The following is a 20,610-nucleotide window of genomic DNA, read 5'->3' on the forward strand; positions in this document are numbered from 1 at the left end:
GCGGCTCCTGACGCCCTGCCGCCGGGCCTCTTCTAACCGCCCCGCTGATCGCCTTCCTCCTGCTGCCTGCTGCCTGTTGCCTGCTGCCTCTTTCTCACCTTCACCGCCTGCCTGAACCGGTGGAGCAGCGGCTCGGTGTAGCCGTTGGGCTGGTTGACGCCGTCGAAGACCAGGGCGCGGGCGGCCTGGAAGGCGAGACTGGCCGACGGGTCGGGCGCCATGGGGCGGTAGAGGGGATCGGCGGCGTTCTGGGCGTCGACCCTGGCGGCCATGCGCAGCAAGGCGGCGTCGACCTGTTCGGGCGTGCAGACGCCGTGCAGCAGCCAGTTGGCCATGTGCTGGGAGGAGATGCGCAAGGTGGCGCGGTCCTCCATCAGGCCGATGTCGTGGATGTCGGGCACCTTGGAGCAGCCGACGCCCTGGTCGATCCAGCGGACGACGTAGCCGAGCAGGCCCTGGGCGTTGTTGTCGAGTTCCTCGGCTATTTCCTGCTCCGACCAGCTCACGTCCGCGGCGAGCGGCGGGGTCAGGAGGGGTTCGAGGCCGGGCACGGGGCCGGCGGCGATGGCGTCCCTCAGGGCGAAGACGTCGGTCTGGTGGTAGTGGAGGGCGTGGAGGACGGCGGCGGTGGGCGACGGCACCCAGGCGGTGTTGGCGCCGGTCCTGGGGTGGGCCGCCTTCTGTTCGAGCATGTCGGCCATGCGGTCGGGGGCCGCCCACATGCCCTTGCCGATCTGCGCCTTGCCGGAGAGGCCGCAGGCGAGGCCGATGGCGACGTTGCGGGCTTCGTAGGCGGCGATCCACTCCGACGATTTGATGTCGCCCTTGCGGACCACGGGCCCGGCCTGCATCGCCGTGTGGATCTCGTCGCCGGTGCGGTCGAGGAAGCCGGTGTTGATGAAGACGATGCGGTCCTTAACGGCGTGGATGCAGGCCGCGAGGTTGGCCGAGGTGCGGCGTTCCTCGTCCATGACGCCGACCTTGAGGGTGTGGCGCGGCAGGGCGAGCAGGTCCTCGACGGCGTCGAACAGGGCGTTGGTGAAGGCGCACTCGTCGGGGCCGTGCATCTTGGGTTTGACGATGTAGACGGAGCCGGCGCGGCTGTTCGTGAACCGCCCCTGCCCTTTCAGGTCGTGCACCGCGATCAGCGAGGTGACGATGGCGTCGAGAACGCCTTCGGGCGCTTCCGAGCCGTCCGGCAGGCGGACGGCCGGGGTGGTCATCAGGTGGCCGACGTTGCGGACGAACAGCAGGGCGCGGCCGGGCAGGGTCACGGTCGAGCCGTCGGGGGCGGTGATCGTGCGGTCGGGGGCGAGGGTGCGGGTCAGGCGTTGGCCGGCCTTGTCGAAGGTCTCGGCCAGGTCGCCCTTCATCAGGCCGAGCCAGTTGCGGTAGGCGGCGACCTTGTCAGCGGCGTCGACGGCGGCGACGGAGTCCTCGAGGTCGACGATGGTCGACAGGGCGGCCTCGAGCACCACGTCGGCGATGCCCGCCGGGTCGGTGCGGCCGATCGGCTGGTCGGGGTCGAAGACCACCTCGATGTGCAGGCCGTGGTGGCGGAACAACCGGCCGCGATCGCTTCGGCCGACGTACTGGGCGGGGTCGCGGAGGGCGATGCCGCCCGAAGGATCGCCCAGATCGGCCCAGGAGCCCTCGGCCAGCGGCACGGCCTCGTCAAGGAAGGCCCGGGCGCGGGCCACGACGCGGGCGCCGCGCTCGGGGTCATAGCCGCCGCCGGCCGGAAGGTCGCCGAGGGCGTCGGCGCCGTAGAGGGCGTCGTAGAGACTGCCCCAGCGGGCGTTGGCGGCGTTGAGCACGAAGCGGGCGTTGAGACTGGGCACCACCAGCTGCGGGCCGGCGAGGACCGCCACCTCGGGATCGACGCCGGTCGTGCCGATGCAGAAGGGGGCGGGCTCAGGGGCGAGATAGCCGTTCTCGCGCAGGAAGGCGGCGGCCGCGGCGACGTCATAGGGCCGGCCGCGGCGGTCGGCGTGCCAGGCGTCGATGCGCGCCTGGAGATCGTCGCGGACCGCGAGCAGGCGCCGGTTCTCCGGGGTGAAGCGGGCGAAGATGTGGGCGGCGCCGGTCCAGAACGCGTCGGCGTCGAGGGCGAGGCCGGGAAGCACCTCCGCCTCGATGAAGTCGGCGAGACCCTGGGAGACCTGCAGTCCGGCGCGCGGCGTGGTCGGCATGAGGGTCTCCATCTGGACGGGGCTGTAACATTCCGTGATGACCCTGCGGAAGTCGAGGGCGTTTTTGCTGCGCCGCATCGAGGTCGCCTCTGGAGCCCGGGCCTTAAAAAAATGCGTCCGCAGAGTGCGAAGCGTCCGTAGAGTGCGAAGCGTCCGTAGAGTGCACTGAGTGCAATGAGTGCAATGAGTGCACTCAGTCCGCTGAGGCCGCCTTTCGCCTGGGGCGGCGGAGCGGGCGGTTCGGTTGTCAAAGACCTGAAGCGGACGAAGGACCATTATACGCCTGCCCGGCGGTGTGCGCAGGAGACGCGCTCCAGAAACGGCTATGGCGCTGGAAACGCGCGATGTTTTCCGCTGAACCCGACTATGGGTCCGCGGATTGTCAGCAGAGCGTCAGGGGCTTCCGGGAGGCCGCCCCCTCGCAAGGCGAACGGGGAAGAGACGGCCTGAAGAGCCGCCGCGCCTTGACTTGGCCGCATTGGGCCCCCACTTTCGCTGCGTCGCACAATCGCGATGTCCGGCCTCTCCAGCGCGTGTGGGGCTTCCGAACGAAGCCCTGTCTGTAGCAGGGGCCGGCTCCTCAAGATTCATTCGCTGCCCGGACACGCGGGGCGGCGCCCGATCCACCCCGACGGCCTCACCCTGAGGCTCAATCGGGACTGGCGGTGCGCGGCCTTTCGGCGTGAGCCACGGCTGTTGCGCGTCGCCGCATGCGAAAGAAACCGCTCCGTGAGCAACAAGACCTTCGACTCGATGAACCTCAACCCGGCCCTGCTGCAGGCGCTGGCGTCCGAGGGCTACACCACCCCCACCCCGATCCAGACCCAGGCCATCCCCGACGTGATGGCCGGCAAGGACCTGCTGGGCATCGCCCAGACCGGCACCGGCAAGACGGCGGCCTTCGCCCTGCCGATCCTGCACCGGCTGGCCGCCAACCGCACCCCGCCCGTGCCCCGCACCACGCGGGTGCTGATCCTGTCGCCGACGCGCGAACTGGCCAGCCAGATCGGCGAGAGCTTCAAGACCTACGGCAAACACCTGGGCTTCCGCGTCGCCGTCATCTTCGGCGGCGTGAAGTACGGGCCGCAGGAACGCGCCCTGCAGCAGGGCCTCGACGTGCTGGTGGCCGCGCCCGGCCGCCTGCTGGATCACCTGCAGCAGAAGACGCTGGACCTGAGCCGCACCGAAATCTTCGTGCTGGACGAGGCCGACCAGATGCTGGACCTCGGCTTCATCAAGCCGATCCGCCAGATCGTGTCGCGCATTCCCGCCAAGCGTCAGAACCTGTTCTTCTCGGCCACCATGCCGACGGAGATCGGCAAGCTGGCCGGCGAACTGCTCAAGGACCCGGTCAAGGTGCAGGTGACGCCGCAGGCCACCACCGTGCAGCGCATCAACCAGTCGGTGATCCACATCGAACAGGGCCGCAAGCGCGCCCTGCTGACCGAGATGTTCAGCGATCCGACCTTCACCCGCTGCCTGGTGTTCACCAAGACCAAGCACGGCGCCGACAAGGTCGCGGCCTATCTGGAAGCCGGCGGCGTCGAGGCCGGGGCCATCCACGGCAACAAGAGCCAGCCGCAGCGCGAGCGCACGCTGGAGGCCTTCAAGAAGGGCAAGCTGCGGGTGCTGGTGGCGACCGACATCGCCGCCCGCGGCATCGACGTCGACGGCGTCTCGCACGTCGTCAATTTCGAACTGCCGTTCGTGCCGGAAGCCTATGTCCACCGCATCGGCCGGACGGCCCGCGCCGGCGCCGACGGCACGGCGATCAGCTTCGTGGCCGGCGACGAGATGAAGCTGCTGCGCGACATCGAGAAGGTCACGCGCCAGAAGATCCCGGCCATCGACCGCAGGAACGACCGCCAGCTGGCCTCGCTGGACGCCTCGATCATGGCCTCGGGCGTCAAGTCCAAGGCCTCGATGCCTGACGACGGACGCGGCGACCGGCAGCAACAGCGCGGCCCGCGCAATCCCCGCCGCGACGGCGTCAAGCTGGAAGGCGGCGGGCAGCCGCACCGCGTCCGCAAGGGCGGGGCGCGCGACGCCCGGCCGACGCCGGAACGGGCCTTCGATCCGCTGGCGCGCGAGCGTCCGCGCCAGGCCCACAACGACCCGCGTCACAGCGGGGGCGGCGGCACGGCCGTGGCGGTGAAGCCGGAGGGCGAGATCAAGCGCCGCCCGCGCCGCCGGCGCCCGTCGAACGGCGGGCAGGGCTACGCCAAGGCCTGAGGCTGAAAGCTGAAGACTGGAGGGGCGCGGTCGGAGACGATCGCGCCCTTTTCGTGCCTGTTGACGAGACAGGTATCGAACGGCCCCCTTTCGCATAACATCGTGTTCCCACTTCAACCGCGCCGTGCTAGTCCGGTTCGCTGCTTGGGAGGGCGGGATGACAATGCGATTGGACAGGCGAGGCCTGGTGCTGGGCGGATTGGGCGTCGCCGCCGCGGGGCTGGGCGCCGCCCACGGGGTCAGGGCGCAACAGGTTCCCACCGCTTCGCAGATCGAGGGGCCGTTCTATCCCTACAACCCGCCCCGCGATCAGGACGCCGATCTCGTCAGACTGGGCGCGGGCGACGCCGAGGCCATGGGCCAGGTCACCCATGTGTTCGGCACGGTCTGGACCGGGGCGGCCACGCCGCTGAGCGACGCCCTTGTCGAAATCTGGCAATGCGACGCCCACGGGCGCTACCGCCATCCGGAGGATCTGGAGGCCGGCCGCGCCCCCGATCTTCGATTCCAGGGCTATGGCCGGGTGTTGACGGGCCGCGACGGCTCGTTCCGCTTCAGAACCATCCGGCCGGTCTCCTACGCCGTCACCGGAACCCCGATCGTCAGGGCGCCCCACATCCACGTCGCCGTCTCGACCCGGGGAATCAGGCGGCTGACGTCCCAGCTCTATGTCGCGGGCGAACCGCTGAACGACAGCGACATCGCCCTCTCGACCGTGACCAGCCCGGCGCAGCGCGAGGGCCTGATCCGCCCCTATGAGGACGGCGCCGCCTATGAGAGCGGGGCCCTGATGGTGCGTTATGATCTGATGGTTGTGATTTGACGCAAGCTGGCGCCCGGAGCGATCCGGCGGGCGTTGTCGTGTCCGCGGCGGGACGGCTCCCGCCATCGCGTTGACGGGTGCGGCGCCCACGCCCATTATCCAAGCATGGCGCGCTACACGGTCACTGCTGTCTGGGACGCCGAGGCCGAGGTCTACTGGGCGCGGAGCGATATCGTCGGCCTGAACGTCGAGGCGGCGACCCTGAGCGAATTCGTCGACCTCGTCGAGACGCTGGCCCCGGACCTGATGCGCGACAACGGCATGGCCCCCGGCCCGATCACCATCACCGGCGAGACGGCGCTGAAGGCCGCGTCCTGAGGGCGTGCCCAGGGACTTCTATCCGGAACTCGAGCGGCGACTGCGCGAGGCGGGATGCCAGTTCGTCCGGCCTGGCAAGGGCAGCCACGAAATCTGGTTCAGCCCGGAGACCGGCAAGACCTTCGCCGTGCCGCGCACGAAGAGCCGGCACATGGCCAACCAGATCCTGAAGGACGCGGGCTTACCGAAGGCGTTCTGAGGTTCAGGCGTCCGGAATGGGATAGCCGGTGAACCGCTTGGTCTTCTTCATCAGGACGTGGGTGACGACCCGGTCGACACCGAGGTCGCGGGCGATGACGCCTTCGGACAGGGCGATCCACGAGGCCATGTCGGGAACGACGACCTTGATCAGATAGTCGAAGGGACCGCTGACGTAGGAGGCCTCGACGATTTCGGGGATGTCGGCGATGCCGGCCTCGAAGCGGGCGAGGTCGTCGGGGTGATGGCCCTTCACGGAAATCTCGGCGTAGAGGATGAGGCTCGCCTCCATGCTCCACGGATTGAGGCGAGCGCCGTAGCCCTCGATGACGCCGACCTGTTCGAGGTGGCGGACGCGGGCGAGGCAGGCGCTCGGCGACAGGGCGACCTGTTCGGCCAGCGCCTGGTTGGTGATCCTCCCGTCGGCCTGGAGCCGGGCCAGGATGCGGCGGTCGATCCGGTCGAGTTTCGCTAATGCGGCCATGGGGGCATCCTGCCGCATGAACTGCGGATTCCACAGAGGTCTTCCGTCACACCCGCGACGCGGTCTGGCCTAGCCTTCCGGTCAAGGCCGCAGAGGTTGCGGCCGCTATCGGAGGCCGCCATGACCAAGAAGGATTATCTCGAAACCACCGTGTTCGGCGCCGTCCTGTTCTTCGGACTGCCGCTGGCGATCGTGGCGAGCGTGCTGCTGGCGCGATAAGGCCGCGGCGCACACGAAAACGCCCGCCGGAGCGATCCGGCGGGCGTTGTCGTGTTCGGTTGTCGCGCCGATCAGGCGGCGGCGGTGACCGGCGCCGAGGATTCCGACGGGTCGCGCAGCACATAGCCGCGGCCCCAGACGGTCTCGATGTAGTGTTTGCCGCCGGCGGCCGTGGCCAGCTTCTTGCGCAGCTTGCAGATGAAGACGTCGATGATCTTCAGCTCGGGCTCGTCCATGCCGCCGTAAAGGTGGTTGAGGAACATTTCCTTGGTCAGGGTGGTGCCCTTGCGGAGCGAGAGCAGCTCCAGCATCTGGTATTCCTTGCCCGTCAGGTGGACGCGGTGACCGTTCACCTCGACCGTCTTGCCGTCCAGGTTCACGGCGATCTCGCCGGTGTGGATGATGGCCTGGGCGTGGCCCTTGGAGCGGCGGACCACGGCGTGGGTGCGCGCGATCAGTTCGTCCTTGTGGAAGGGCTTGGTCATGTAGTCGTCGGCGCCGCCGCCGAAGGTCTTGACCTTGGTCTCGATCTCCGAGGTGCCGGACAGGATCATGACCGGGGTGTTGACCTTGCCGACGCGCAGCTGGCGCAGGACTTCGAGGCCGTTCATGTCGGGCAGGTTCAGGTCGAGCAGGATCAGGTCGTAGTCGTAGATCTTGCCGAGATCGATGCCTTCCTCGCCGAGGTCGGTCGTGTAGACATTGAAGCCTTCCGACTTCAGCATCAGTTCGATGCTCTGCGCCGTCGCATGATCATCTTCGATAAGCAGGACGCGCATTGATGCCCCTCCAAGGCAGAGCTTAGCTATAAATGTAACTGCCCCGTTTCGGGGTAACCTTGTTCGAACGTTAACCGGCGAAAAACTTAAGAAGGGTTAACGCCTGTCCCAAAACGAATCGTAGGCTGATTTGCGAATCGGCGTCGAGAGTCCCGAGTCAACGGCCCGACATTTTTTAACGAATTGCCCTCGCCGCCCGCCGATGCGACCGATTTCGACGGATCGTAGACATATATTCCTATCCACGGATGTCGGCCCGAACGGGCCCGCCGCGTCGATGGGAGAGATCAGGTGGACGAAGCTTATCAGGTGCCGGTGCGGCAGGAGGACAGGATCAAGGCGGGGCTGGCCCTGCAGCTGGTCGCCGCCTCGACCGGGGTGCCGAAGGAACGGATGGAGGTGCGCAGCCGGCTGGAGGGCCGCGCCTGCCGGGCGCGGTGGCTGGCCATGTATCTGGCCTATGTGACGTTCGGCTGGCCGATGGACCGGGTCGGCCATGCGTTCGGGCTCAACCGGGCGACGGCGGCGGCGGCCTGCCGCTGGGCCGAGGACGGGCGCGACCGGCCGGTGATCGACGAGCTGCTGGACCGGCTGGAGCGCTGCGTCAGGGACGTGCTGGAGGCGCCGGCCTGCGAGCTGCCGGCGTGAGCGGCGACGAGAAGGCGGGCGAGGCCGGGCGGGCCCGGCGCATCCTGGCGCGGCCGGGCGGCTGGATCGAGGCGACCGCGGACGGGGCGTACGCGCTGAGGGCCGGGGCGGACCGGCGCGCGCGGGTGCTGCTGAGGCTGGACGAGGCCGGCTTCCGGCGGCTGGCCGCGGATCCGGGGCTGAGGGCGCGGCCCGGCGGCGGCTGGATGGCGCGGCGCCCGCACGCCGGTCCGGCGCCCGCGGGGGAACCGGGACGGCCGGGCTTCGTCGAGGGCGTCCGCAGGGTGATGGACGGCGCGGGGCGGATGCGGTCCCATCGCGCCAACCTGGCCCCTTCGCCCATCGCCTGGCTGTCGGGACGGCGGGACGCGGCGGGCCGGCCGTGGATCGACCGCGCCGAACGGGCGGCCGCCGAGCGGCTGGCCGCCGACGCCGAGATCGCGCTGGCCGGACCGTCGCTGACCATGCGCTGGGACGCCCTGCCCCGCTCGGGCGGCGGATCGGCGGCGCGGGTGGAGCCGGGCGACCCGGCCATGGCGGCGGCCCGGCGGGTCGAGGCGGCGCTGGCCGCCTGCGGTCCGGCGCGGCGGATGGTGGAGCAGGTCTGCATCCACGCCAGCGCCCTGCAGGCCGCCGAGCAGGGGCTGGGCCTCGGCCGCCGCCGCGGCAAGGCGGTGCTGAAGGCGGGCCTCGCCGCCCTCGCCGCGCACTATCGCATCGGCTGAGCGACGGAAGCCGGGCGACCCTACGTTACAGGGTCGTAACTTTGTCGGCCCGGGCTTCGGCCCTAGGGTCGAGTCAGGCCGCGTCCCCGCCCGGGGGCGCGGCTCCGTCGTGGGAGGAGCCGCAAGGCGGCCGCCCGGAGTGGGGATGTCGTTGTGAAGTCTGTTGCGTCGGCCCTTCTGGCCACCGTTCTGATGGTCTCGGTCGGGCCGGCTCCGGCGAGAGCCCAGGACATCTATGCAGGCCTGGTCGTGGCGCGGGTCTGCCTGCCCTACGCCAGCCGGGCCAAGACCTTCGAGGCGGCGATCCGGGCCGCCCGCGACATGCAGTTCCGCCGCCCCACCGCCGCCACGGCGCCCGCCGACGAATGGGCGACGGAGATCGAACTGGTCTCCCACGACGGCCGCTGGCGGCTGCGCATCGAGGAAGGGACGGTCACCGAGGGCGACCGCGACGTCTACGCCGTGACCTGCGGCGTCTCGTCGTCCCAGTCCAGCGCACGCGAGCTGGGCCAGGTCGCCGAGCTGATGCTGAAGGGCAATCCGCTGTGGTCGCAGCCCGAGGGCGCGCCGTGGCGGTGGGACCGACGCACGCCGGCCCCGGACCAATACGCGATCCGCATCGACGTGACCGGGGAACCGGGCCAGAACCCGGTGCTGGCGGCGCGCGGCTCCTACTACTGAGGCGACGTCAGGCGGCCGCGAGCGCCGCCTCGCGGATCCGGCCGACCATCGAGTTCAGCCCGTTGGCGCGCTGGCGCGTGAGGGCCGAGGGCAGGCCCAGCCGGTCGAGGGCGGCGCGGGCGTCGAAGCCGAGGATCTCGGCCGGGGTGCGGCCCGAATACAGGCGCAGCAGCAGGGCGATGTTGCCCTTGGACAGGGCGCTGTCGCTGTCGGCGAGGAAGCGCAGGCGGCCGCCGTCGCGGCGGACGGCCAGCCAAACCTGGGCGGCGCAGCCCGGCACCTTGTTGGCCTCGGTGCGGTCGGCGTCCGGCAGGGGCTCCAGATCCTTGCCCAGCTCGATGACGTATTCGATACGGCCTTCCCAGTCGCCCAGCAGGTCGAACTCCTCGACCAGTTCGGCGAGGACGGCGTCGATGGCGGGCGGGGCGGCGTCGGAACTCATCGGGGCCAGATAGGCCGCCGCGGCGTTAACGACAACCGCGCCGTCGGTCCCCAGAAATCCGTCGCCGGCGGTATCGGGCGCTCTCCTCAGAAGGGTGCGCGCTTTGGACGACTCGCCCGGACCGCTAGGCTCTCCGGCCGGGCGTCCCCTGTCCGGACGCTTCCAGCCCCGGTCCGAACCCGCCCTTGACCCCGTCCGCCGACAGCCCCGCGAAGGAGACGCCGACCGGCCGCAAGCCGGCGAGCGACCGTCCGGCGCTGGCCGCCTGGCACGCGGGCTGGGCCGTGGCCGCGGCGCTGCTGGCGCTGGGCGGCCGCTGGCTGGGCGGGGTCGAGGGGCCGGTGTTCTACGGCGTGCTGGCCATGGTCGTGCCCGGCGTGACGGGCCTGGCGCTGTTGCAGCGGGACGGGCCGCGCGAGCGGATGACGCTGCTGGGCCTGTGGGGGCTGGCGGCGATGACGGCGGCCAGCCTGTCCGGCGGACTGACCGGGCCGCTGGCGGGGTTCGTGTTCCTGCCGCTGACGGCGGGGCTGGCGCTGGGCGGCGTGCGGCTGGTGCAGGCCGGCGCGCTGGGGGTCGGCATAGCGGCGGTGGCCGGGCTGCTGTCGGCCTGGCTGGCGGGACCGGGGCCGCACCTGCCGGCGATGGCGGCGATCTCGGCCGTGCTGACCGCCGGGGCGGCGGCGCTGGCGGTGCGGCTGTCGTGGCGGCAGAACGAGCTGCGCATGACCCTGGCCGAGAGCGAGGCGGGCAAGGTCGAGCGGTTGCTGGCGGCGCAGCCGGGGCTGACGCTGGTGCTGGAGCGGTCGGGCCGGGTGCTGGCGGCCTATGGCGCGCCGCCGCCGGCGCTGCCGGTCGATCCGCTGTTCGAGCATGGACTGGTCGCGGCGGTGCACGCGCCCGACCGGCCGCGCCTGCTGGCCGCCATCGACCGGGCGCTGCAGGGCCATGACGCGGCGGCGACCTTTGCGCCGAGGCTGGCGCTGGACCGCAGGGTGCAGCTGATCCTGAGGCGGCTGGACGACGCGGAACACGAGGCCCCGCGGCTGGTCGCCCAGGCCTTCGACGGCACCGGCCAGTACGCCCGCGAACTGGGGCTGGAGACGGCGCGGATCGAGGCGGAGGCGCGCGAGGCCGGTAAGAGCCGCTTCCTGGCCAATATGAGCCACGAGCTGCGCACGCCGCTGAATGCAGTGCTGGGGTTCTCGGACATCATGCGCCAGCGGCTGTTCGGGCCTATGCCGGAGCGCTACGCCGCCTATGTCGACAACATCCACGAGGCCGGCGGCCACCTGCTGGAACTGATCAACGACGTGCTGGACGTGTCGAAGATCGAGGCCGAGCGATATGTGCTGACGCTGGAACGGTTCGACGCCCGCGAACTGGTGTCCGCCGCCATCGCCCTGGTGCGGGTCACGGCCGAGGAGAAGGGCGTGGTCCTGAGCGGCGTGTTGCCGGCCGAGCCGGTCGACGTCTCCGCCGACAAGCGGGCGCTCAAGCAGATCGCCCTGAACCTGCTGTCGAACGCGGTGAAATTCACCGCGCCGGGGGGCACGGTCACTGTCTCGATCGAGGCGATCGGCCCCTATCTGGAGCTGGTCGTCGCCGACACCGGCGTCGGCATCGCGCCCGAGGACGTGCGCCGCCTGGGGCGGCCGTTCGAACAGGCCGGAGCCATCGAACAACGCCGCCAGGGCACCGGGCTGGGCCTGTCGCTGGTGCGGGCCTTCGCCGAACTGCACGGCGGCCGGATGAGCATCGACAGCACCCTGGGCGAAGGCACGGCGGTGACCGTGCGCCTGCCCGTGGCGCAGGTGGCGCGGGCGCCGGCGCCCGCGGGCGGAGCGGAGATCATCCCCTTGCCGGTGGCCGGCGGGAAGTAGTCCCCTCTCCCACCCGTCATCCTCGGACCTGATCCGAGGATCAGACCTTGGCGCAGGCTGTGCGCTGGAGACGGCCCGCCGAAAGCGCCCGCAGGCCTGCTGACGCCGCACCGGATGATCTGGCCCTCGGGTCAAGCCCGAGGGTGACGGCGGTAAGGACTCCAGGAACAGATCAGCCGTCGATATCCAGCCCCAGCGCCAGCCGTCCCGTGTAACGCAGCTGGGCCTTCTGCTGCAGGGGGTGGAAGCGGGCGCCCTGCACGTCGCGGAAGGCGCGCTCGATGCCCATGGCGCGGTGGAAGGCGCCGCCGCCGGCGACCTCGAGCGCCAGTTCCGTGGTGCGGATCGCCGCCTCGCCGACAAGGGTGCGGCCGATCATGACCTCGCTGGTCGTCTCCGCGCCGGGCATGGCGATCTCGGCGAGGCGGATCATGCGCTGGTGGCTGGTTTCCGCGGCGGCGAAGGCGTTCTGCATCTCGCCGACCCGCTGGACGAGGCCCTCGTCGGCCGGGCGACGACGGGCGACCTCGAGCGCCTTGTCGCGCGCCGACTCGGCCACCCCGACGTAGGCGGCGTAGATCAGGGGGAAGGCGATCAGGCTGATGATGTGGAACAGGGGGTGCCATTTGCCCTGCGGACGGCGGCCGGCGATGGCGGCGTCGGGGACGAAGACCGCATTGAGTTCGACATCATGCGAGCCGGTGCCGCGCATGCCCATGACCCGCCAGGTCTCGTGGATGAGGACGCCTTCGGCGGTGAGCGGCACGCCGAAATGGAGCACGGTGGGACCGGCGTCCGGGTCGTCATGGACGGCGCTGGTCATCAGCAGGTCGCCGGCGAGGCAGCCGCTGGAGAAGATCTTTCGCGCCGTGATGTGGAAGCCGCCCTCCACCTTCACGGCGGCGCCGGCGCTGTTCAGCCAGTCCGAGCCGCCGCTGGAGATCAGCACCAGGTTTTCGGCGGCGACGCGCTTCAGCAGGCCGTCGGTCGGCGCGTTCTGATGCCGCCAGCGCCACAGGGCGGCGGCGACCAGATGCGAATGCATCGAATAGGCCAGGGCCGTGGAGCCGCAGGCCGCGCCCAGCCGGCGGATGACCGTGGCGAGCTCGGCGTAGTCCGCCCCGCCCCCGCCGAGTTCGACCGGCACATGGGCGCTGAAGAACCCCTCGGCCTTCAGCCGCGCGTAGTTGTCCGACACGAAGGCGTCTTCGGCGTCGTGACGGGCGGCGTTGTCGGCCAGCTGTGCGCAGACGGCGTCGGCCCGGCCCAGCCAGTCGATCGGAGCCGTCTCGAGCGCGGCCATGGTGGAAGTGGACATCGAACACCCTCGTCTGATCCGTGTGTGTGGTCAGCGGTGTGACGGGACCGGCCCGCCGTCTCCAGTTCAGCAACTGAATCGAGGCGCTACAGATACTGAACTGTCTCGCCTGCCCGATCGGCGTTATCCTGCACCTCTTCAAGGGAGGATGCGATGGCGCAGGGAAGCTATCGGCAGTTCTGTCCGGTCGCCATGGCGGCCGAGGTGCTGTGCACGCGCTGGACGGTCGTGCTGCTGCGCGAGCTGCTGGCCGGCTCGACGCGGTTCAACGACCTGAGGCGCGGCGTGCCGAAGATGTCGCCCGCCCTGCTGTCGCAGCGGCTGAGGGACCTGCAGGCCGCGGGCGTCGTGGCTCGGGTGACCACCACGGCGGGTCCGGCCGAATACCACCTGACCGAGGCCGGGCGGGAGCTGCAGCCGCTGGTCGACGCCTTCGGCATCTGGGGCCAGCGGCGGGTCAAGGCCGAGGTGTCGCTGGAGCAGCTCGATGTGCAGCTGCTGATGTGGGACATGCACCGCGGCCTGAACCCGACGCCGATGCCGCGGCGGCGAAGCGTGGTGCAGTTCCTCTATTCCGACCTGCCGTCCAGCCAGCGCAGCTTCTGGCTGGTGGTCAGTCCCGACACGGGCGTCGACCTGTGCTCGGCCGATCCGGGCTTCGACGTCGATCTGTACGTCAGCGTCGACCTGCGGACCATGACGGCGATCTGGATGGGCCACGACACGGTGCGGCGGGCGCTGGACGAGGAGCGGATGGCCCTGACAGGCGACGAGGGGCTGGCGAGGGACATGCAGGCGTGGCTGGGGCTGAGCCCGTTCGCCCCCTATGCGCCGGGGTTCAGCGCGGCTTCCGTCGCTGCATGACGAAGCCGATGACCTTGGCCGCCGCCTCGAAATGCTCGCGCGGGATGGTCTCGTCGACGTCGACGGCGGCGTAGAGGGCGCGGGCCAGGGGCACGTTCTCGACGATCGGCACCGCATGGTCGCGGGCCACTTCGCGGATGCGCAGGGCCAGGGCGTCGACGCCCTTGGCGACGCAGACCGGGGCCGCATCGCCCTCGCCCGGCTCGTAGCGCAGGGCGACGGAATAGTGGGTCGGGTTGGTGATGATGACCGTGGCCTTGGGCACGTTCTGCATCATCCGCTGGCGGCTGCGCTGGGCCCGGATCTGCTTCAGCTTGGCCTTCACATGCGGATCGCCCTCGGACTGCTTGTAGTCCTCCTTGAGCTCTTCCTTGGACATCTTCATCCGCTCGGCGAAGCGGAATCGCTGCCAGATGTAGTCGGCCCCGGCAGTGAAGCCGAGGAACACCAGGGCCGAGACCAGAAGGGAGACGGAGAGGTCGCGCGCCATCGGCAGGATCAGGGCCGGGGACATGGCGGCCATGTTCTCCAGCTCGCGCAGGTGCGGCTTGAGCACCAGCCAGCAGATCACGCCGACGGCGAGCAGCTTGAGGAAGGTCTTGATGAACTGGACCAGGCCGTCGGGGCCGAAGATGCGCTTGAAGCCGGCCAGCGGATTGACCTTGGACCAGTCGGGCTTGAGCTTCTCGGCGGTGAAGATCAGGCCGGACTGGGCCAGGTTGCCGCCCGCCCCGCCGAGGATGGTGGCCAGCATGACCGCGCCGAGGAAGGGGGCGATGGCCCACAGGGCCCGGGTCCCGATCTCGATCCCCGCGCCCGCCTCGAGCCCCCCGATCATGGCGTGGGGTTCGGCGATGAAGGGCAGCAGCTGGTTGGCGATGGAGGTGGCGAACCAGCCCCCCGACATCAGGATGACGGCCGCCGCGCCCATCAGCGACAGGGCCGAGGCGACATCGGGCGATTTGGCGACGTCGCCCTTCTTGCGGGCGTCCGCGAGTTTTCGCGGTGTCGCCTCTTCTGTCTTGGACTCGGGATCGGCGCCTTCAGCCACCGGCGCCTCCCGTGAAGACATTGGCCAGGGCGCGGTAGCGGTCGATGAAGACCGTCCCCATCACGCCGAGGCTGAGGGCGAAGACCGACAGGCCCAGGATGATGCTGAGCGGGGCGGCGGCGAAATAGACCTGGAAGGCGGGCATGACGCGGCCGATCAGGCCGGACGCCAGGTTGAAGACGATGGCGAAGACCAGCACGGGCGCCGACAGCTGGATGCCCAGCATGAAGGCGTCGCCGAGGGTGCGGATGGCCAGGGCGGCGAAGTCGCCGGTGACCAGCGGCTTGACCGGGGCGATCAGCTCATAGGAGCCGACCAGGCCGGCGATGAACAGGTGATGGGTGTTGGTGGCGAAGATCAGCGTCGTGCCGAACAGCATCAGGAAGGCCGAGATGGTGCTGCCCGGCTGGGCCTGCATCGGGTTGGCGGTCTGGGCGAAGGCCAGGGTGGTCTGCAGCGCCACCACCTCCCCCGCCGTGGCCAGCACGGTCAGGAAGCTGCGCAGCAGGGCGCCGATGGCGAGGCCGACGAGCACCTCGCGGATGATCCAGCCGGCCATGCCGCCGAGCGTGGCCGGCAGGGCCGGCAGGCTGCCGGCGACCACCGGCCACAGGGCCAGGGAAACGACGAGGGCCAGGGACAGGCGGATGCGCGGCGGCACATAGCTTTCGCCGACGCCGGGCAGCATCAGCAGCACCGCCCCGATGCGGGCGAAGATCATGGCCCCCTGCCAGACCTGGTCGGCTGTGGCGTAGGGCTCCACCCGTCAGGTCACATGCCGGCGATGCGCGCGGCGATGGTCCGCATGAAGCCGCCCAGCAGGGCGCCCATCAGCGGCAGGAAGAGCAGCAGGGAGACGAAGATGGCGATGATCTTGGGGGCGTAGATCAGGGTTTGTTCCTGGATCTGGGTCAGGGCCTGGAACAGGCCGATGACCACGCCGACGACGAGGCCGACGATCAGGATCGGGGCGCACAGCTGGATGGTCAGCCACAGGGCGTCGCGGCCCACATCCAGAACTTCCGCGCCGTTCATGCCACGCCCCGAGACTACGCCTGGCCCGCGCCGGGCCGTACTGGGCAGAAAATGCCGGGAGTGTGGTTAACGAGGCGTTAGCGATACGGCGCTGGATCAATTCCCCGCCCGCGGCGTAAAGCGGGGGCATGACCGACAAGACCGTCTCCCAGGCCGAAGCCGAAGCCGCCGTCCGCACCCTGCTGCGCTGGGCCGGCGACGATCCCGACCGCGAGGGCCTGCTCGACACGCCGGCGCGGGTGGCGCGCAGTTATCGCGAGCTGTTCGCCGGCTATGACGTCGATCCGCGGGAATACCTGGAGCGGACCTTCGAGGAGGTCGGCGGCTATGACGAGCTGGTGGTGCTGAAGGACATCCGCTTCGTCAGCTTCTGCGAGCACCACATGCTGCCGGTGGTGGGGCGGGCGCACGTCGGCTACCTGCCGACCAGCCGGGTGGTCGGCATCTCCAAGCTGGCCCGGGTGGTGCACGGCTTCGCCCGCCGGCTGCAGATCCAGGAGAAGATGACCTCGGAGATCGCGCGGGCGATCCAGGAGGTGTTGCGGCCGCAAGGCGTCGGGGTGGTGGTCGAGGCCGAGCACAGCTGCATGACCCTGCGCGGCGTCAACACGGCGGGGTCGAGCCTGACCACCAGCCATCTGAGCGGCGTGATCCGCGACGACGCCCGCACGCGCGAGGAGTTCCTGCGGCTGGTGCGGGGCTAGGTCTTGCGCCGGCTCTTGCCGATGATGGCCACGATGATGATCAGGAAGGCCAGCAGGCGCAGCAGGTAGAACGGGCTCTGCTCCTCGCGCGGCACCTCCAGCAGGGTGGTGAGCAGCGGCGTGGCGGCCATCAGCAGGAAGGCCGCGGCGAAGGCGAGGAACAGGCTGTCGGCGGTGCGGCGCCAGAATTTGAGGAAGAAGACGGCGGCCACGGCGTAGCCCATGATGATGGCGCCGCCGGTCACGAGGGCTGTGTTCACCGGTCCACCTCCCAGATGAAGCCGTAGATCAGCACGCCGACGGCGGCGAGCGAGGACAGCTGCCGGGCCAGCGACAGGTCGGCGGTCGGCAGAACGACCATGTCCAGCACGACCAGAAGGTTGTTGATCGCCAGCAGGGTGAAACAGGCGGCGCTCCACAGCAGCAGCGGCTGCCGCGACCGGCCGTACGAGCGGACCAGCAGGGCGGCGCAGACCGCGCTGGTCAGCAGGCACAGGCCGTAGACGGCTCCGGGTCCCCACTCCATCACGACTTCCATCCTCCAAAACGGAACGAGTCCGCGAAGCCCTTGAGCGGGTCGGGCCGCCGCCGCGCGATCGTGTTGACGACGGCCACCGGGCGTTCACGGTAGGCGGCTTCGAGCTGGTCGCATAGCGCCGCCAGGGTGGGCGAGGCCGGGGCGAAGCGGAAGCCGTCGCTGTCGCCGAGCACCAGGCCGGCGCGCTCCAGCCCGCCCAGGCAGTCGCTGACCAGGGTGAGGTTGGCGCGCAGCTCGGCGACCAGCCGCTCGGCCGGCCAGGCGCGATCGCTTTCACGGCGAAGCAGGAGCAGGGTCTCCAGCGCCCACACCGACGGAACGGCGCTCTCGATGAAGGCCGACAGGTCGGGGCTCAGCGGGTCCGACGACGACGTGTTCACGCCAGCGGGGCGGGGTTTGGCCGGGACGACATGGCGCCGGACCCTAGCGCCTGAACCTCAAATGGCAACGCAAGAGATTTGCCCCGCGGGAGGGAACCAAGCGGAGCCTTTGATGTTTTTCGCAATTGGTTTCGGGGGAAGCAGCGCCATGCCGTGACGGGAGCCAGGGAGACGGTCGACACCGGTCGAACCGTCCTGCTCGCGTGATCTGCAGGCCTTGCGCCTCCGGCTGAAGGGTCCGTCCCGCACCGAAGGTAGAAGAATGTCGATCGCCGCCCTGGCTCCCGAGCCCGCCCTCGATACGCGTCAGCTGCTGGCCGCCTTCAGGGCCTTCAGACGGGGAGATTTCTCGGTCCGGCTGCCCGGCGACCTGACCGGCATCGACGGCGAGCTGGCCGAGGCGTTCAACGACGTCGTCGAGCTCAACGACCGGATGAGCCGCGAGTTCAGCCGCCTGGGCGAGGCGGTCGGGCGGCAGGGCAAGATCAACAACCGGGCCCGGGTGCCCTCGGCGACGGGGGCGTGGGCGGCCAGCGTCGAGGCGGTCAACACCCTGATCGCCGACATGGTCCACCCGACCGCCGAGATGGCGCGCGTGATCGGCGCCGTGGCCAAGGGCGACCTCAGCCAGACGATGGACCTGGAGAACGAGGAGCGCCCGCTGCGCGGCGAGTTCCTGCGCATCGGCCGGGTGGTGAACACCATGGTCGGCCAGCTGGGTTCGTTCGCCTCGGAAGTGACCCGAGTGGCCCGCGAGGTGGGCACCGAGGGCAAGCTGGGCGGCCAGGCCAATGTGAAGGGCGTGGCCGGCGCCTGGAAGGACCTGACCGACAATGTGAACTTCATGGCCGGCAACCTGACGGGCCAGGTCCGCAACATCGCCGAAGTCACCACCGCCGTGGCCAAGGGCGACCTGTCGAAGAAGATCACCGTCGATGTGAAGGGCGAAATCCTCGAACTGAAATCCACCATCAACACCATGGTGGACCAGCTGAACGCCTTCGCCTCGGAAGTGACCCGGGTGGCCAAGGAGGTCGGCACCGAGGGCAAGCTGGGCGGGCAAGCGCGGGTGGAAGGCGTCGGCGGCACCTGGAAGGACCTGACCGACAACGTGAACTCGATGGCCGCCAACCTGACCGGTCAGGTGCGCGGCATCGCCGACATCGTGACCGCGGTGGCCAACGGCGACCTGAAGCGCAAGCTGACGCTGGACGCCAAGGGCGAGATCGCCTCGCTGGCCGACACCATCAACGGCATGATCGAGACGCTGGCGACCTTCGCCGACCAGGTCACCAACGTGGCCCGCGAAGTGGGGATCGAGGGCAAGCTGGGCGGACAGGCGCGGGTGCCTGGCGCGGCCGGCCTGTGGCGCGACCTGACCGACAACGTCAACCAGCTGGCCGGCAACCTGACCACCCAGGTGCGCGCCATCGCCGAGGTGTCGACCGCGGTGACCAAGGGCGAGCTGACCCGCTCCATCACCGTCGAGGCCTCGGGCGAGGTCGCGGCGCTGAAGGACAACATCAACGAGATGATCCGCAACCTGAAGGATCAGACGCTGAAGAACACCGAGCAGGACTGGCTGAAGACCAACCTCGCCCGGTTTACCCGCATGCTGCAGGGCGAGCGCGACCTGGCCACCGTGTCGAACATGGTGCTGTCGGAACTGGCCCCGCTGATCAACGCCCAGCACGCCGTCTTCTACGTCGCCGACAAGGACGCCGAGGACGAGCCGATCCTGGTGCTGGCCGCGGCCTACGCCTCGACCGAGCGCGAGCAGCTGTCGCCGACCTTCCGCCTCGGCCAGAGCCTGATCGGGCAGTGCGCCAAGGAGAAGGAGCGCATCCTGCTGACCAATGTACCCAGGGACTACGTCCAGATCGGCTCGGGCCTTGGCGGGGCGGCGCCGCTGAACATCATCATCCTGCCGGCCCTGTTCGAGGGCGAGGTCAAGGCGGTCATAGAACTTGCCACCTTCGGCGAGTTCTCGGAGACCCACCAATCGTTCCTGAGCCAGCTGATGGAATCGATCGGCATCGTGCTGAGCACCATCGCCGCCAACATGCGGACCGAGGGGCTGCTGAGTCAGTCGCAGCTGCTGACCGCCGAGCTTCAGGCGCAGCAGGAAGAGCTGAAAATGACCAACGACCGGCTGGAGCAGCAGGCGGCGAGCCTGCGCCAGTCCGAGGAACTGCTCCGCGCCAAGCAGGAAGAGCTGCAGCAGTCCAACGCCGAACTGGAGGAGAAGGCGGTGCTTCTCTCGGCCCAGAACAAACAGGTCGAGGCCAAGAACATCGAGGTCGAGCAGGCCCGCTTCGCGCTGGAGGAAAAGGCCGAGCAGCTGGCCCTGACGTCGAAATACAAGTCGGAGTTCCTGGCCAATATGAGCCATGAACTGCGCACGCCGCTGAACAGCCTGCTGATCCTGTCGAAGATGCTCAGCGAGAACACCCAGGGCAACCTGACCGGCAAGCAGGTCGAGTTCGCCAAGAACATCCACGCCGCCGGCTCGGACCTGCTGGGGCTGATCAACGACATCCTCGACCTGTCCAAGATCGAGTCCGGCACCGTCACCCTCGACATCGGCGAGACGCGGTTCGATTCCCTGCGCGACCAGATGGAGCGCACCTTCGCCCAGATCGCCCAGGACAAGCGGCTGGACTTCAAGATCGACCTCGATCCCGCCCTGCCGGCGGCGATGTACACCGACGACAAGCGGCTGCAGCAGATCATCAAGAACCTGCTGTCCAACGCCTTCAAATTCACCGCCTCAGGCGAGGTGCGGCTGAGCGTGAAGCGGGTCGACGGCGGCTGGAACCGGGGCAACGAGCACCTGAACACGGCCGGCCAGGTGCTGGCCTTCTCGGTGTGCGACAGCGGCATCGGCATCCCCGAGGACAAGCAGCGGATCATCTTCGAGGCCTTCCAGCAGGCGGACGGCACGACCAGCCGGAAATACGGCGGCACCGGCCTGGGTCTGTCGATCAGCCGTGAGATCACCCGCACCCTCGGCGGGGAACTGAAGGTCGAGAGCGAGCCGGAAAAGGGTTCGACCTTCACCCTCTACCTGCCGCTGAACTTCAGCCCCAGTCCGGT

At 69.6% G+C, this 20,610-nt stretch carries 22 protein-coding genes; 11 read left to right on the top strand and 11 right to left on the bottom strand.

Annotated elements, in window-relative coordinates:
- Nucleotides 1–32 precede the first annotated feature (32 nt).
- Entirely contained in the window at nucleotides 33–2,192 is a 2,160-nt protein-coding gene (locus VEA98_RS01415; protein WP_324810445.1) for a malate synthase G, read from the bottom strand.
- Between the two features lie 729 nt (nucleotides 2,193–2,921).
- Here VEA98_RS01415 and VEA98_RS01420 point away from each other — a divergent pair.
- The 4 genes from VEA98_RS01420 (at nucleotide 2,922) to VEA98_RS01435 (ending at nucleotide 5,764) form a co-directional block, all read left to right on the top strand.
- Nucleotides 2,922–4,424: a DEAD/DEAH box helicase gene (locus VEA98_RS01420; RefSeq protein ID WP_414642124.1), complete on the top strand. Its 1,503-nt coding sequence runs from the start codon at nucleotides 2,922–2,924 to the stop codon at nucleotides 4,422–4,424.
- Nucleotides 4,425–4,581: 157 nt separating this feature from the next.
- Complete coding sequence (locus tag VEA98_RS01425; RefSeq protein ID WP_324810407.1) at nucleotides 4,582–5,247, top strand: protocatechuate 3,4-dioxygenase; 666 nt, start codon at nucleotides 4,582–4,584, stop codon at nucleotides 5,245–5,247.
- A 105-nt stretch (nucleotides 5,248–5,352) separates the two neighbouring features.
- On the top strand, nucleotides 5,353–5,565 hold the full coding sequence (locus tag VEA98_RS01430) for a DUF1902 domain-containing protein (RefSeq protein ID WP_324810409.1): 213 nt from the start codon (nucleotides 5,353–5,355) through the stop codon (nucleotides 5,563–5,565).
- Between the two features lie 4 nt (nucleotides 5,566–5,569).
- Nucleotides 5,570–5,764 (top strand): type II toxin-antitoxin system HicA family toxin, encoded by a 195-nt coding sequence (locus tag VEA98_RS01435; RefSeq protein ID WP_324810411.1) that lies wholly within the window; start codon nucleotides 5,570–5,572, stop codon nucleotides 5,762–5,764.
- A 3-nt stretch (nucleotides 5,765–5,767) separates the two neighbouring features.
- On the opposite strand, the gene VEA98_RS01440 is transcribed toward VEA98_RS01435, so the two are convergent.
- Nucleotides 5,768–6,247: an Lrp/AsnC family transcriptional regulator gene (locus VEA98_RS01440; RefSeq protein ID WP_324810413.1), complete on the bottom strand. Its 480-nt coding sequence runs from the start codon at nucleotides 6,245–6,247 to the stop codon at nucleotides 5,768–5,770.
- A gap of 290 nt (nucleotides 6,248–6,537) precedes the next feature.
- A complete protein-coding gene (gene ctrA, locus VEA98_RS01445; protein WP_183254582.1) occupies nucleotides 6,538–7,245 on the bottom strand; it encodes a response regulator transcription factor CtrA in 708 nt (235 codons plus the stop codon).
- A gap of 291 nt (nucleotides 7,246–7,536) precedes the next feature.
- Between ctrA and VEA98_RS01450 the strand changes: the two genes are divergently transcribed.
- The 3 genes from VEA98_RS01450 (at nucleotide 7,537) to VEA98_RS01460 (ending at nucleotide 9,299) form a co-directional block, all read left to right on the top strand.
- Nucleotides 7,537–7,893, top strand: a complete 357-nt coding sequence (locus VEA98_RS01450) for a chromosomal replication initiator DnaA (RefSeq protein ID WP_324810414.1) — start codon at nucleotides 7,537–7,539, stop codon at nucleotides 7,891–7,893.
- Entirely contained in the window at nucleotides 7,890–8,618 is a 729-nt protein-coding gene (locus VEA98_RS01455; protein ID WP_324810415.1) for a DUF6456 domain-containing protein, read from the top strand. The genes VEA98_RS01450 and VEA98_RS01455 overlap by 4 nt, the downstream gene beginning before the upstream one ends.
- Before the next feature lie 153 nt (nucleotides 8,619–8,771).
- Nucleotides 8,772–9,299, top strand: coding sequence for a hypothetical protein (locus VEA98_RS01460; protein ID WP_324810416.1), 528 nt, complete (start codon nucleotides 8,772–8,774; stop codon nucleotides 9,297–9,299).
- A 7-nt stretch (nucleotides 9,300–9,306) separates the two neighbouring features.
- On the opposite strand, the gene VEA98_RS01465 is transcribed toward VEA98_RS01460, so the two are convergent.
- Nucleotides 9,307–9,741: a SufE family protein gene (locus tag VEA98_RS01465; RefSeq protein ID WP_324810419.1), complete on the bottom strand. Its 435-nt coding sequence runs from the start codon at nucleotides 9,739–9,741 to the stop codon at nucleotides 9,307–9,309.
- A gap of 185 nt (nucleotides 9,742–9,926) precedes the next feature.
- Between VEA98_RS01465 and VEA98_RS01470 the strand changes: the two genes are divergently transcribed.
- Nucleotides 9,927–11,624 carry a HAMP domain-containing sensor histidine kinase gene (locus VEA98_RS01470; protein ID WP_324810422.1) on the top strand — a complete coding sequence of 566 codons (1,698 nt, stop codon included), beginning with the start codon at nucleotides 9,927–9,929 and terminating at the stop codon, nucleotides 11,622–11,624.
- Nucleotides 11,625–11,796: 172 nt separating this feature from the next.
- On the opposite strand, the gene VEA98_RS01475 is transcribed toward VEA98_RS01470, so the two are convergent.
- Nucleotides 11,797–12,942, bottom strand: coding sequence for an acyl-CoA dehydrogenase family protein (locus tag VEA98_RS01475; protein ID WP_324810424.1), 1,146 nt, complete (start codon nucleotides 12,940–12,942; stop codon nucleotides 11,797–11,799).
- A gap of 153 nt (nucleotides 12,943–13,095) precedes the next feature.
- Here VEA98_RS01475 and VEA98_RS01480 point away from each other — a divergent pair, with 153 nt between their 5' ends.
- Nucleotides 13,096–13,806, top strand: coding sequence for a helix-turn-helix domain-containing protein (locus tag VEA98_RS01480; RefSeq protein WP_324810425.1), 711 nt, complete (start codon nucleotides 13,096–13,098; stop codon nucleotides 13,804–13,806).
- On the opposite strand, the gene flhB is transcribed toward VEA98_RS01480, so the two are convergent.
- Genes flhB through fliQ form a run of 3 tightly spaced genes read right to left on the bottom strand, consistent with a single transcriptional unit; the run spans nucleotide 13,781 to nucleotide 15,892 of the window.
- Entirely contained in the window at nucleotides 13,781–14,857 is a 1,077-nt protein-coding gene (flhB, locus tag VEA98_RS01485) for a flagellar biosynthesis protein FlhB (RefSeq protein ID WP_324810427.1), read from the bottom strand. The genes VEA98_RS01480 and flhB overlap by 26 nt on opposite strands.
- A complete protein-coding gene (gene fliR, locus VEA98_RS01490; protein WP_324810430.1) occupies nucleotides 14,850–15,620 on the bottom strand; it encodes a flagellar biosynthetic protein FliR in 771 nt (256 codons plus the stop codon). The genes flhB and fliR overlap by 8 nt, the downstream gene beginning before the upstream one ends.
- An 8-nt stretch (nucleotides 15,621–15,628) precedes the next feature.
- Nucleotides 15,629–15,892, bottom strand: coding sequence for a flagellar biosynthesis protein FliQ (gene fliQ / locus VEA98_RS01495; protein ID WP_324772777.1), 264 nt, complete (start codon nucleotides 15,890–15,892; stop codon nucleotides 15,629–15,631).
- 128 nt (nucleotides 15,893–16,020) lie between these two features.
- Between fliQ and folE the strand changes: the two genes are divergently transcribed.
- Nucleotides 16,021–16,596, top strand: a complete 576-nt coding sequence (folE, locus tag VEA98_RS01500) for a GTP cyclohydrolase I FolE (RefSeq protein ID WP_324810432.1) — start codon at nucleotides 16,021–16,023, stop codon at nucleotides 16,594–16,596.
- On the opposite strand, the gene VEA98_RS01505 is transcribed toward folE, so the two are convergent.
- The 3 genes from VEA98_RS01505 to VEA98_RS01515 are packed head-to-tail and all read right to left on the bottom strand — an operon-like array spanning nucleotide 16,593 to nucleotide 17,514.
- Nucleotides 16,593–16,856, bottom strand: a complete 264-nt coding sequence (locus VEA98_RS01505; RefSeq protein ID WP_324810434.1) for a DUF5985 family protein — start codon at nucleotides 16,854–16,856, stop codon at nucleotides 16,593–16,595. The two genes, folE and VEA98_RS01505, sit on opposite strands and share 4 nt — an antisense overlap.
- Nucleotides 16,853–17,134: a DUF5985 family protein gene (locus VEA98_RS01510; RefSeq protein ID WP_324810436.1), complete on the bottom strand. Its 282-nt coding sequence runs from the start codon at nucleotides 17,132–17,134 to the stop codon at nucleotides 16,853–16,855. Before VEA98_RS01510 ends, VEA98_RS01505 begins: the two co-directional genes overlap by 4 nt.
- A complete protein-coding gene (locus tag VEA98_RS01515; protein WP_324810438.1) occupies nucleotides 17,122–17,514 on the bottom strand; it encodes a hypothetical protein in 393 nt (130 codons plus the stop codon). Before VEA98_RS01515 ends, VEA98_RS01510 begins: the two co-directional genes overlap by 13 nt.
- A 262-nt stretch (nucleotides 17,515–17,776) precedes the next feature.
- Here VEA98_RS01515 and VEA98_RS01520 point away from each other — a divergent pair.
- Nucleotides 17,777–20,610 (top strand): HAMP domain-containing protein (locus VEA98_RS01520; RefSeq protein WP_324810441.1); only part of this gene is annotated, 2,834 nt, incomplete at its 3' end.

It is taken from the genome of Brevundimonas sp. (genome assembly GCF_035627055.1).
Lineage (GTDB): Bacteria > Pseudomonadota > Alphaproteobacteria > Caulobacterales > Caulobacteraceae > Brevundimonas.